Source organism: Actinomadura sp. NBRC 104412 (assembly GCF_030269515.1).
Taxonomy (GTDB): domain Bacteria; phylum Actinomycetota; class Actinomycetes; order Streptosporangiales; family Streptosporangiaceae; genus Spirillospora.
In genome coordinates, this window is the sequence record NZ_BSTM01000006.1 from 19157 (window position 1) to 31163 (window position 12007).

Annotated in this window: 10 protein-coding genes; 7 read left to right on the forward strand and 3 right to left on the reverse strand. The window is 71.7% G+C overall.

Annotation, left to right across the window (positions count from 1 at the left end; translation table 11 throughout):
- Nucleotides 1-57: 57 nt before the first annotated feature.
- From valS to QSK21_RS09785, 3 genes are all read left to right on the forward strand, one after another.
- On the forward strand, nucleotides 58-2607 hold the full coding sequence (valS, locus tag QSK21_RS09775) for a valine--tRNA ligase (protein WP_285695134.1): 2550 nt from the start codon (nucleotides 58-60) through the stop codon (nucleotides 2605-2607).
- Nucleotides 2608-2699: 92 nt separating this feature from the next.
- Nucleotides 2700-3890 (forward strand): acyl-CoA dehydrogenase family protein, encoded by a 1191-nt coding sequence (locus tag QSK21_RS09780; protein ID WP_285695135.1) that lies wholly within the window; start codon nucleotides 2700-2702, stop codon nucleotides 3888-3890.
- Entirely contained in the window at nucleotides 3887-4966 is a 1080-nt protein-coding gene (locus QSK21_RS09785) for an acyl-CoA dehydrogenase family protein (protein ID WP_285695136.1), read from the forward strand. The genes QSK21_RS09780 and QSK21_RS09785 overlap by 4 nt, the downstream gene beginning before the upstream one ends.
- On the opposite strand, the gene QSK21_RS09790 is transcribed toward QSK21_RS09785, so the two are convergent.
- Entirely contained in the window at nucleotides 4963-5292 is a 330-nt protein-coding gene (locus QSK21_RS09790; RefSeq protein ID WP_285695137.1) for a cupin domain-containing protein, read from the reverse strand. The two genes, QSK21_RS09785 and QSK21_RS09790, sit on opposite strands and share 4 nt — an antisense overlap.
- A gap of 72 nt (nucleotides 5293-5364) precedes the next feature.
- Between QSK21_RS09790 and QSK21_RS09795 the strand changes: the two genes are divergently transcribed.
- The 3 genes from QSK21_RS09795 (at nucleotide 5365) to QSK21_RS09805 (ending at nucleotide 7845) form a co-directional block, all read left to right on the forward strand.
- The gene (locus QSK21_RS09795; RefSeq protein WP_285695138.1) at nucleotides 5365-6339 is read left to right on the forward strand and encodes a GlxA family transcriptional regulator; all 975 of its coding nucleotides are present in this window, start codon (nucleotides 5365-5367) and stop codon (nucleotides 6337-6339) included.
- 192 nt (nucleotides 6340-6531) lie between these two features.
- Nucleotides 6532-7008, forward strand: coding sequence for a dUTP diphosphatase (dut, locus tag QSK21_RS09800; protein WP_285695389.1), 477 nt, complete (start codon nucleotides 6532-6534; stop codon nucleotides 7006-7008).
- 3 nt (nucleotides 7009-7011) lie between these two features.
- Entirely contained in the window at nucleotides 7012-7845 is an 834-nt protein-coding gene (locus QSK21_RS09805) for a DUF3710 domain-containing protein (protein WP_285695139.1), read from the forward strand.
- A 16-nt stretch (nucleotides 7846-7861) separates the two neighbouring features.
- On the opposite strand, the gene QSK21_RS09810 is transcribed toward QSK21_RS09805, so the two are convergent.
- Together QSK21_RS09810 and QSK21_RS09815 are read right to left on the reverse strand one after the other, a co-directional pair.
- On the reverse strand, nucleotides 7862-8575 hold the full coding sequence (locus tag QSK21_RS09810) for a PIG-L deacetylase family protein (protein ID WP_285695140.1): 714 nt from the start codon (nucleotides 8573-8575) through the stop codon (nucleotides 7862-7864).
- Between the two features lie 29 nt (nucleotides 8576-8604).
- Nucleotides 8605-9885, reverse strand: coding sequence for an ArsB/NhaD family transporter (locus tag QSK21_RS09815; RefSeq protein ID WP_285695141.1), 1281 nt, complete (start codon nucleotides 9883-9885; stop codon nucleotides 8605-8607).
- A gap of 276 nt (nucleotides 9886-10161) precedes the next feature.
- On the opposite strand from QSK21_RS09815, the gene murJ reads away from it, so the two are divergent.
- A complete protein-coding gene (gene murJ, locus QSK21_RS09820; RefSeq protein ID WP_285695390.1) occupies nucleotides 10162-11991 on the forward strand; it encodes a murein biosynthesis integral membrane protein MurJ in 1830 nt (609 codons plus the stop codon).
- Nucleotides 11992-12007: the final 16 nt, after the last annotated feature.

Below are 12007 nucleotides of genomic sequence, written 5' to 3' on the forward strand. Positions count from 1 at the left end.
GCGCGGCACGAGCGAAAATCGGCATGAGTTTCCGGACGGCGTCCCTACCATTGGCGCATGACAGGACAGCCGCGTACTCCCAACGTTCCCGCCAAGCCCTCTCTGGACGGCTTGGAGGAGAAGTGGGTACGCCGCTGGCAGGACGACGGGACCTACCGTTTCGACCGCGGCAGGCCGGGGGGCGAGGTCTTCTCCATCGACACGCCGCCGCCCACGGTCAGCGGGGAACTGCACGTCGGCCACGTCTTCTCCTACACCCACACCGACACCATCGCGCGGTTCCAGCGGATGCGCGGCCGCGCGGTCTTCTACCCGATCGGCTGGGACGACAACGGCCTGCCCACCGAGCGCCGGGTGCAGTACTACTTCGGCGTCCGCTGCGACCCTTCGCTGCCCTATGAACCGGCGCTCGAACCGCCCGCCAAGCCCGATCCGAACCGCCAGGTTCCGGTGAGCAGGAGGAACTTCATCGAGCTGTGCGAGCGGCTCACCGGGCTCGACGAGAAGGCGTTCGAGGAGGTGCTGCTCCGGGTCGGCCTGTCGGTCGACTGGAGCCTGCTCTACACCACGATCGGCGACCGGTCGCGGGCGGTGTCGCAACGCGCGTTCCTGCGCAACCTGGCGCGTGGCGAGGCGTACCTGGCCGAGGCGCCGACGATGTGGGACGTGACGTTCCGCACGGCCGTCGCGCAGGCCGAAATGGAGGACCGGGAGGTCACCGGCGCCTTCTACAAGCTGCGCTTTCACGGTCCAGGGTCGTCCCCGGAACGGCAGGGCCACGGTGGGGACCGCCCAATCTACATCGAGACGACGCGGCCCGAGCTGCTGCCCGCGTGCGTCGCGCTGGTCGCGCACCCCGACGACGAGCGCTACCAGGAGCTGTTCGGGCGTACGGTCCGGACGCCGCTGTTCGGCGTCGAGGTCCCGGTGCTCGCGCACCGGCTCGCCGACGTCGAGAAGGGCACGGGCATCGCGATGGTCTGCACGTTCGGCGACGTCACGGACGTGACGTGGTGGCGCGAGCTGGGCCTGCCCACCCGGGCGGTCGTCGGCTGGGACGGACGGCTGGCCGCCGACCCGCCCGAGGGCGTCCCGGCACGGCCGTACGACGAGCTGGCGGGCAGAACGGTCGTCTCGGCCCGGCAGCGCATCGCCGAGCTGCTGCGCGCGTCGGGCGACCTGGACGGCGAGCCACGGACGATCACCCATCCGGTCAAGTTCTACGAGAGGGGCAACAGGCCGCTGGAGATCGTCACGACCCGGCAGTGGTACATCCGCAACGGCGCGCGCGACCGCGACCTGCGCGAGCGCCTGCTGGCCCGTGGCCGCGAGCTGGTGTGGCACCCGTCCTACATGCGGGGGCGGTACGAGAACTGGGTCGAGGGCCTGAACTCCGACTGGCTGATCTCCCGGCAGCGGTTCTTCGGCGTCCCCTTCCCGGTGTGGTACCGGCTGGACGACGAGGGCGAGCCGATCTACGACGAGCCGATCGTCCCGTCCGAGGACGCGCTGCCGGTCGACCCGTCCACGGACGTCCCGCCGGGCTTCTCCGAGGACCGGCGCGGCAGGCCGGGCGGCTTCGCCGGCGATCCGGACGTGATGGACACCTGGGCGACGTCCTCGCTGAGCCCGCAGATCGCGGGCGGCTGGGAGGACGATCCCGAGCTGTTCGGCAAGGTCTTCCCGTACGACCTGCGCCCGCAGGCGCACGACATCATCCGGACCTGGCTGTTCACCACGGTCATCCGGGCGCAGTTCGAGCACGAGGAGCTGCCGTGGACGGACACGGTGATGTCGGGCTGGATCCTCGATCCGGACCGCAAGAAGATGGCCAAGTCCAAGGGCAATGTCGTCACGCCGATGGGGCTGCTTGAGCGGTACGGCTCGGACGCGGTCCGCTACTGGTCGGCCAGCGGGCGTCCCGGCGCGGACACCGCGTTCGACACCGGCCAGATCAAGGTGGGCCGGCGGCTGGCCATCAAGATCCTCAACGCGTCGAGGTTCGTCCTGGGGCTGGGCGAGGTGGAGCCGGGCGCGGAGGTCACCGAGCCGCTCGACCTGGCGATGCTGAGGGCCCTGGCCTCGGTCGTGGACCAGGTGACCGAGGACTTCGAGAACTACGACCACGCTCGCGCGCTCGAACGCACCGAACGGTTCTTCTGGGAGTTCTGCGACGACTACCTGGAGCTGGTCAAGTCGCGTGCGTACGGCGAGGGCCGGGAGGCGCGGTCGGCGCGGGCGGCGCTCCGCACGGCGCTGTCGGTCCTGCTGCGGCTGTTCGCGCCGGTCCTGCCGTTCGTGACCGAGGAGGTCTGGTCGTGGTGGCGGGACGGCTCGGTGCACCGGGCGGCCTGGCCCGCCGGATCGGACCTGCCGTCCGGCGGCGACCCGGAGGTCCTGGCCGCCACAGCCGAGGCGCTGCGGCAGGTCCGCAAGGCCAAGTCGGAGGCGAAGGCGTCGATGCGGGCCGATGTCCGGCACGCGCTCGTCCGCGGCGGCTCCACCGGGCTCGTCGCGCGTTCCGACCTGGCCGCCGCGGGCCGTATCGCCGAGCTCGTCCTGGAGGAGGCGGACGCGGAGCTGTCGGTGGAGGTCGCGCTCGCGTAGGCGTTCCTCCGGCACGGCCGTACCGAATGACATTCGGGTGGGGTGCGGGTTAGCGTAAGCGGACACTGATCGCCGCTTTCGAGGAGCCGCACGTGACGGATCTGGAGGAGTACCGGAGGCGGGCCCGGGCGTGGCTGGACGAGCACGCCCGTGGCCTGCCCCGGGAGCCCGACCTCGCGACCGCCAAGACCTTCATGGCGACGCTCTACGACGCCGGGTACTCCGGCATCTCCTGGCCGGTCGAGTACGGCGGGCAGGGGCTGAGCGCCGCGGAGGAACGCGCGTTCCAGGAGGCGGCGCGGGGCGTGACGCTGCCGATCGGGGTGTTCGGGATCGGCCTGGGCATGTGCGGGCCGACGCTGCTGTCCATCGGCACCGAGGAGCAGAAGAAGCGCTACATCAGGCCGCTCCTGCGCGGCGAGGAGATCTGGTGCCAGATGTTCTCCGAGCCCGGCGCCGGGTCGGACGTGGCGTCCCTCCAGACCCGCGCCGTGCTGGACGGCGACGCGTGGGTGGTGAACGGGCAGAAGGTCTGGACGTCGGCGGCGCGGCAGGCCGACTTCGGGCTGGTCATCGCCCGTACCGATCCGGACGTGCCCAAGCACTCGGGCATCACGATGTTCGTCATCGACCTGCACGATCCCGGGGTGACGGTGCGCCCGCTGCGCGACATGACCGGCGAGGCGCACTTCAACGAGATCTTCATCGACGACGTGCGGATCGCGCCCGACCAGGTGGTCGGCGAGGTCAACGGCGGCTGGTCGGCCGCGGTCACCACGCTGCTGCACGAGCGGGTGTCGATCGGCATGGGCGCGACGCGCACCGAACGTCCCGCCTCGTACGCCAACCTGGCGGCGGCCGCGCGGGAGCGGGGGCTGCTGGACGACGCGGCCGTCCGCGACCAGCTCGTCGACCTCTACCTGCGGGAACGGGCCTTCGACCTGTTCAACGCGCGGCTCTCGCAGGAGGTCAAGGCCGGGATCCAGCCCGGCGCGCGGGGCTCGGTCGCCAAGCTGCTGCTGGCCGAGCTGACCCTGTACGGCGCCGACGTCGCGAGCGAGATCCTGGGGCCCGGCGCCGTGGCGTACGGCGAAGGCGAGGGCGGGATCGCCTCCGCGCTGTCGTTCGCGCCCGGCATGGCGCTGGGCGGCGGGACCAACGAGATCATGCGCAACATCATCGGCGACCGCGTGCTGGGCCTGCCGCGCGAGCCCCAGGTGGACAGGACGGTGCCGTTCCGCGAGCTCAAGGTCGGGACGCAGGCGAAGGAGGCGGGCAGATGAGGCTGATCCCGACCGATGACCAGAGGGAACTGGCGGCGTCCGTCCGCTCCTTCCTGGCCGGCACCGCGCCGATGGCCCGGGTCCGCGAGATCGCCGAGGCGCCCGAGCCGTACGACGTGCGCGTGTGGGAGCGGATGTCGGGCGAGCTGGGCCTGCCCGGTCTGGCGATCCCCGAGGCGTACGGCGGCGCCGGGGCCGGGCACGGCGAGGTCGCCATGGTCATGGAGGAGCTGGGCGCCGCGCTCACCCCGTCTCCGTTCTTCGCCTCGGCGGTCCTGGCGGCCAACGTGATCCTCCGGTCGGGCGACGTGGAGGCCGCCAAGGACTACCTTCCGGGGATCGCGTCGGGCGGCACGGTCGCGACCTTCGCCGTCCCCGAACCGGGCGGGCGGGGCGTCCGCGCCGCCGACGGCGCGCTGCACGGCACCGCTTCGCACGTGGTGAACGGCGCGGACGCCGACCTGATCCTGGTCGCCGCCGAGGACGGCGGGCTCTACGCGGTCGAGTCCGACGCCGAGGGGCTGGCCCGCACACCCCTCGAAACGCTCGATCTGACCCGCCCGCAGGCACGCCTGGAATTCGCGGGAACGCCCGCCCGCCGATTCGGCCCGGCCGACGCGGGCGAGGCGGTCCAGGGCGCCCTGGACCTGGCCGCCGTGGCACTCGCCGCCGAACAACTGGGCGGTCTGCGTCATTGCCTGGACACGATCGTGGAATATGCGAAACTGCGCGTCCAGTTCGGCCGGTTCGTGGGTTCCTTCCAGGGCGTCAAGCACAAGCTGGCGGATATGCACTGCACGTACGAACAGGCCGAATCGATCGTGCGCTACGCGGCCTGGGCCGCCGACGAGAGCCCGTCCGACCTGCCCGTCGCCGCGTCCCTGGCCCAGTCCTACATGGGACGAGCCTATTTCCAGGTTGCCAAGGACCACCTGCTCCTTCACGGCGGAATAGGCTTCACCTGGGAACACGACGCCCATTTCTATTACAAGCGCGCGAAAAGCGCCCAGCTCCTCCTGGGGTCGCCGCGCCACCATCGTGCCGCCCTGGCCGAACGCCTCGACCTTTTGCCCTAGCCCTCCGGATAGAAAAGGAACAGCGTGCACCCCGTTCTCGTCTGCGGGACGTGCGAGGAGCCCGCGGGGGCGTGGATGAAGGAGCCCGCCGGGTAGTCGCGGTCGCCGTCGTTGAAGACGCCCGTGACCACGAAGACCTCCTCGGGGCCTGGTTCGTGGACGTCGACGCCCTGCCAGCCGGTGTTCGGGTCCATCTCCAGCACGGCGGCCTTCGCGCCGTTGTCGCCGTGCCACAGCACGCGTACGCGTATGCCCGGGAAGACTTCGCGGACCGGTGCGTCCTGGACAGAGGCCCACACGTAGCCCGGATCCTGTTCCGTCGTCATGGGACCCAGGGTGGCGGCCGGGCGCGGCTCACGCCGAGTGTCAGGAATGACATGCTGCGGTACTTTTTTGCCATGCATTGGGTGGTCGCACTCGTTCGCCCGCCACAGTCGACCTTCGAGCTCGCCTGTGCCGCTCAGGTGTTCGGGATCGAGCGGGAGGGGCTGCCGACGCGGTACGCCTTCAGCGTGTGCGCCGAGCGGCCCGGACCCGTCACGACGCACGCCGGGTACGACATGCTCGTGACGGACGGGCTGGACGCGCTCGACCGGGCGGACACCGTGGTCGTCCCCGGCTGGCTGCCCGCCGCGGAACCTCCGTCGCCCGCGGTCGTACGGGCACTGCGCCGCGCGCACGACCGGGGAGCACGGGTGGTCAGCATCTGCTCGGGCGCTTTCGCGCTGGCGTACGCCGGTCTGCTCGACGGGCGGCGGGCGACCACGCATTGGAGGCTGGTGGACGAGTTCGCCGCGCGCTTCCCACGGATCCGGGTCGAGGCGGACGTGCTGTACGTGGACCACGGCGACGTGGCCACCAGCGCGGGGGCCGGGGCCGGGTTCGACCTGTGCCTGCACCTGGTACGCGAAGACCAAGGCGCCCAATACGCCGCGCACATCGCCCGGACCATGGTCATGCCGCCCCATCGTGAGGGCGGCCAGTTGCAGTACTCGGCGCCGCCGCACCCCGCGCAGATCGACGGCACGCTCGCGCCGTTGCTGGAGTGGGTGACCGGAAGGCTCGGCGAGCCGGTGACCGTGGACGCCATGGCCGCGCACGCGGGCGTCTCGGCGCGTACCCTCGCCCGGCGGTTCGCCGACCAGCTCGGCACCAGCCCGGGGCAGTGGCTGCTCGCCCAGCGGATCGCCATGGCCCGGGAACTGCTGGAGGGCACCGACCTTTCGTTGGACGCGGTCGCGCGTCGCGTGGGGCTGTCCTCCGCCACGAATCTCCGGAGGCGCTTCCTCAACGCCCTGGGAACGACGCCGGGCGCCTACCGCCGGGCGTTCCGGTCCGGCACCCCGGTCAGTACGCGAACGGCAGGCGTTTGATGGCCCGGACCGCCGAAGCCGACGTGCGGGTTGGGGGACGGCGGCCCCACCCGTGCCCGCCCTATCAGGCCGTCATGCCAATGACAGGTGAACATCGGGCAAAGCGGCACAGCGGACACACCCCGGCGGACGCGCGTCGGGCGCCCCGGGATCGGTAGGGTCGACTGGCCCTTTCCGATGTGAGGTGTGACCGTGACGAACAAGGTCGATGTGCTCCTGCGGCGCCTGGATCCCGAGCTGCCGCCGCCGTCCTATGCCCACGCCGGCGACGCCGGGGCGGACCTGGTCACCGCGGTGGACGTCGAACTGCACCCAGGCGAACGCGCGGTCGTGCCCACCGGGGTCGCCATCGCGCTGCCGGACGGCTACGCGGCGTTCATACACCCCCGTTCGGGATTGGGCGCTAAGTTGGGAGTGACCATCGTGAACGCGCCCGGTACCGTCGACGCGGGTTACCGGGGTGAGATCCATGTGACGCTGCTCAATACCGATGCCCGCGCCACCGTACGACTGCGGCGCGGCGACCGCATCGCCCAGATGGTCGTCCAGCGGGTGGAGCATGCGGTCTTCCACGAGGTGACCGAGCTGCCCGGGTCCGCTCGGGGCACCTCCGGATTCGGCTCCACGGGCGGTTTCGCGGATAATGGGCTGAGCGAAGAAGGAGCGTGAGTCGTGGCTTTTGGACGTCGCCGTCAGGCCGAGGAGCGGGCCGAGGGCCCCGGGCCGACCGACGAGAAGACCGGGACCACCCCGGCTGAGGACGCCGCGGACGACGAGGCTCCCGAGACGGCCGCCGCCGAGGAGGGCGGCCCCTGGGACTCCGAGGACGACTACCCCGAGCTGCAGCGGCTCGACTTCGGGTCGCTGCTGATCCCGGTGGCGTCCGGGCTGGGCTTCCAGGTGAACTTCGAGGCGACCCAGGTCGACGACGAGGGCAACCCTCTGGACGGCCGCCCGGTCGCGGTGCTCGTCCAGTACGAGCAGAGCGCCCTGCAGTTGCAGGCGTTCGCCGCGCCCAAGCGCAGCGGCATCTGGGACGACGTGCGCCGCGAGACCGCCAGGGACATCGAGGAGGACGCCAACGGCCAGGCCCAGGAGCAGGAGGGCCCGTTCGGGACCGAGCTGCTGGCGATGGTCCCCGCGGCGCTGACCGACGAGGTGCTGGCGGAGATGCCGCAGGAGATCCGCGAGCAGCTTCCCGCCGAGTACATCGAGCAGGGCTGGGCGCCGCAGGTCATCCGCTTCATCGGGGTGGACGGCCCGCGCTGGTTCCTCCAGGGCGTGGTGCAGGGCGCCGCGGTCCAGGACGAGGAGCAGTTCCAGATCCTGGAGGACGTGTTCCGCAACATCGTGGTCGTCAGGGGCGAGGCCCCGATGCCGCCGCGGGAGCTGCTGGAGCTGCGGATCCCCAAGGAGTTCAGCGAGGCGTCCGCCGAGGACGAGGAGGAGAAGGTCGAGACCTTCAACCCCTTCGAACGCGGCCCGGAGATCACCGAGGTCCGCTGACCCCGGCGCGGGCGCCTCAGGGTGTGATCATCTCCAGCGGGAGGGCGTGCCGGACGCCGGCGTCCTCGCCCAGCGACCCGGCCGCCGACTCCATCATCCCGGTGAGGAACGCGGCCGGGTCGAAGTCCTGCCCGAGGCCCTCGAAGTAGAGCTTGTGGGCCCGCAGGGACGCGATGCCCGCGTCCAGATGTCCGGTGACGTCCACGTAGTGCCCGGCCTCGGTGGAGCCGCCGAACAGCGCGAACCGCACGCCCTGCCACGGTTCGAGGTCCAGGTCGCGGAACACCCAGCGGTTGGCGGCGTCGCGGATCGCGTCCACCACGGCCAGTCCGAGGACGCGGTGGTCGGCGTAGTTGAAGCCGCCGCCGGGGAAGGTCTCCCGGAAGCTGATGGAGATCACCGCTTCGGGACGGTGCCGCCGGATCGCCTCGGCCAGCCTCCGCCGCAGCGGCAGCCCGTACTCCAGGACGCCGTCGGGAAGGTCGAGGAACTCCACCGTCTCCACGCCGACGATCCGGGCGGCCTCGACCTGCTCCACGGTGCGGATGCGGGCGGCCTCCTCGGGATCCATTCCGTCGATCCCCGCCTCGCCCCGCGTGGCCAGCAGCTCCACCACGGTCTTGCCCTGCGCGGTCCACTTGGCGATGGCCGCCGAGCAGCCGTACTCCAGGTCGTCGGGGTGCGCCACGATCGCCAGCGCACGCGTCCAGTCCTCCGGTACCGGTTCCATGCCCCGATTGTGACGGATCTTGGTGCTCCTCAGAGCAGGTAGCGCAACCACAGGTACGGGGTGGCCAGCGCGACCATGGCCAGGGTGACCGCGAGCCCGTACTTGGTGAACCGCCAGAAGCCGATGGGCGTTCCGTTGCGCGCGGCGATGCCGAGCACCACCACGTTGGCGCTGGCGCCGATGGCGGTGGCGTTGCCGCCCAGGTCGGCGCCCAAGGCCAGCGCCCACCACAGCACCTGCCCGCCCGTCCCCGGCACGTGGACGAGGTCGGCCACGATGGGGCTCATGGTCGCGACGTAGGGGATGTTGTCCACGATCGCCGACAGCCCGGCCGAGCCCCACAGCAGCAGCATGGTGGCGAACTCCGGGCGTCCCCGCGTCGCGTCGGCGGCGGCCTCGGAGATCGCGCCGATCACCCCGGTCTCGACCAGCCCGCCGACCATCACGAACAGCCCGGCGAAGAACACCGGCGTGGACCACTCCACCTCCTCCAGCGCCTCCTCGGTGGTGACCTTGGTGGCGGCCACCAGCAGCCCGGCGCCCAGCAGCGCCACCACCGACGGCTCGTAGTGCAGCACCGGGTGCAGGACGAACGCGGCGATCACGACGGCCAGCACCGTCAGGCTCTGGACGAGCAGCGGCCGGTCGGTGACCGCCTCCCGCTCCTCCAGCGCCGTCACCTCGGCGGCGCGGTCCCCGTCGTACCGGAAGGCGTGGCGGAACAGCCACCGGCACAGCAGGCAGAACGCGGCCACCAGCAGCACGACCAGCGGCGCCAGGTGGAGAAGGAAGTCGTTGAACGTCAGCCCGCCGCGGCCGGCGATGATGATGTTGGGCGGGTCGCCGATCAGGGTGGCGGTGCCGCCGATGTTGGACGCCATCACCTCGGCGATCAGGTACGGGACGACGTCCAGCCCGAGCCGTTCGCAGACCAGGAAGGTGACGGGCGCGATCAGCAGGACGGTGGTGACGTTGTCCAGCAGGGCCGACGCCGAGGCGGTGATGACCACCAGCATCACCATCAGCCGGTACGGGCGGCCGCGGGCGCGCTTGGCCGCCCAGATCGCCACGTACTCGAACACCCCGGTCCGGCGCAGCACCGAGACGATCACCATCATGCCGAGCAGCAGGAAGACGACGTTCCAGTCGACGCCGGTGTCCTCGGCGTAGAAGGCCGTTTCGGCGTCGGTGATGTGGAGCAGCAGCATCGCCGCCGCGCCGGCCAGCGCCACCTTCGTCCGGTGCACCTTCTCCGAGGCGATCACCACGTAGGCGGTGACGAACACCGCGATCGCGATGGCGGCCTGCACGAACTCTCCGATCGGTACCCGGGTGACCGTTCTGGGCGACCTTAACGCGCCGGCCCGCGGCCACCGCCATCGGCTCCGCGCGCCCGATGTCCCGGGCCATCGAGGCGGCGGATGCGAGGCCCGCTTCCGCGCACGCGCTCGCCCGTGAGGGGTCCAAGCCCCGGGGTGAGCGCGTAGGGTCCTCGTGTGGGTCGGGTTAACTGGGAGCCGGAGCGGCCGGTCCCCGAGGGCGTACGACGGGATCCAGGCCAGCTCAAGTGGGACCGGGAACCGGTGATGCCCGCGGTCCTGGACGAGGCCGAGCAGGTCGAGGCGCCCACCGAGCCCGAGACCGGGCTGGTGACGCTGCGGGATCCCGGGGACGTCGGGGATCCGGGCATCGCCGACCGCCCTGGGGCCGAGCGGGACGAGCTGCGGGCCGCGGCGCGGGCCGCCCGTGCGGCGCGGGCGCCGCGGCCGGGGGTGGCGCGGTCCAGCCTGGTGATGGCGATCGGGACGGTGTTCTCCCGCGCCACCGGGTTCCTGCGCACGACCGTGCTGAGCGCGGCGCTGGGGGTCGGCCTGCTGGGCGACGCCTACCAGATCGCCGACATGATCCCGTTCACCGTGTACGCGCTGCTGCTGGGCGGCCTGCTGTCCAGCGTGTTCGTCCCGTTCCTGGTGAAGCGGCGCAAGCGGGACGCGGACGGGGGCGAGGCGACCGAGCAGCGGCTGTTCACGGCGGTGATGGCGGGACTGCTCGTGCTGACCGTGGTGGCGGTGCTGGCCGCCGACTGGCTGGTCTCCCTGTACGCGGGCGATTACCAGGGGCGCCAGCGCGAGATCGCCGTGCTGCTGTCCAGGCTGCTGCTGATCCAGATCCTGTTCATCGGGCTCAGCGGGGTGGCGGGGACCCTGCTGAACGTCCGGGAGCGGTTCGGCGCGCCGATGTGGGCGCCGATCGTCAACAACCTGATCACGATCGGGGCGGGGCTGGCGTTCCTGCTGATCGCCGGGTCGGAGCGCGGGCTGGACTCGGTCACCGACACGCAGCTCTCGGTGCTGGCGCTCGGGTCCGCGGCCGGGACCGTGGTGCAGAGCCTGCTGCTCGCCTGGTCGCTGTGGCGGGCCGGGTTCCGCTGGCGTCCCCGGCTCGATCTGCGTGGATCCGGGATCGGTGAGGCGGCGCGGGCGGCGCTGTGGATGCTGGTCTACATCCTCGTGGCGCAGGCCGGGCTGCTGGCGACGGCGAACGTGGCGACCCGCGCGGGCGAGCGCGCCGCCAGTGAGGCGGGGGAGGACGCCGCGGGGATCGCGGCGTACAAGTTCGCCGAGGTGGTGTTCCAGCTCCCGTACGCGATCATCGCCGTCTCGGTGATCACGGCGCTGCTGCCGCGGATGAGCGCCCATGTCGCCGACGGGCGCCGCGACCTGCTGCGCGCCGACTTCTCGCGGGGGCTGCGGCTGTCGTCGGTGCTGCTGGTGCCGCTGTCGGCGGCGATGCTGGTGTTCGCGGTCCCCGGGGCGATCATCCTGTTCGCGTACGGCAGCACCGAGCCCGCCGACGCGCGCAGGATCGGCATGGTGCTGATGGTGTTCGCCGTGATGGTGATCCCGTTCACGCTGTTCCAGCTCCAGATGCGGGTCTTCTACGCGCTGGGCGACACGCGGATGCCGGGGGTGCTGGCGATCCCGGCCGGGATCGTGCAGGTCGCCGTGGCGTTCGCGCTGTTGTGGCTGCTGCCGCCGCAGAACGTGGTGTTCTGGCTGCCGGTGGCGTACGGGTTGTTCTACCTGGTCGGGACGGCCGGGGCGACGCTGGTGCTGCGCCGGAGGCTGGGCGGCATGGACGGGCGGCGGATCCTGCGCACGCTCACGCTGCTCTACCTGGCGGCGCTGCCGGGAGCCCTGTTCGGTGTCGCGTGCGTGTGGGGGTTCGGGCGGTTGCCGGGGGACCGGTTGCCGGGGCTCCTGGCGATGGCCGTGGGCGGAATCGGCGGCGGGCTGCTGTACGTGGCGGCGGCGCGGCTGCTGAGGGTGCCGGAGATGGGGTACTTCCTGGCGGTCGCCCGCACTCGCGTGCCGTTCTTGCGCGGACGGGCGCGGCCGAGCGCGGGTGAGGCGTAGGAGGGCGGGCCTCGGC

Excerpts from the sequence above, each read along its gene's own strand:
- QSK21_RS09810 (WP_285695140.1), bottom strand. The coding sequence starts at position 8,575 with ATGGAACCGGTACCGGAGGACTGGACGCGTGCGCTGGCGATCGTGGCG.
- murJ (WP_285695390.1), top strand. The coding sequence starts at position 10,162 with ATGCCCGCGGTCCTGGACGAGGCCGAGCAGGTCGAGGCGCCCACCGAG.
- QSK21_RS09785 (WP_285695136.1), top strand. The coding sequence starts at position 3,887 with ATGAGGCTGATCCCGACCGATGACCAGAGGGAACTGGCGGCGTCCGTC.
- valS (WP_285695134.1), top strand. The coding sequence starts at position 58 with ATGACAGGACAGCCGCGTACTCCCAACGTTCCCGCCAAGCCCTCTCTG.
- QSK21_RS09790 (WP_285695137.1), bottom strand. The coding sequence starts at position 5,292 with ATGACGACGGAACAGGATCCGGGCTACGTGTGGGCCTCTGTCCAGGAC.
- QSK21_RS09795 (WP_285695138.1), top strand. The coding sequence starts at position 5,365 with ATGCATTGGGTGGTCGCACTCGTTCGCCCGCCACAGTCGACCTTCGAG.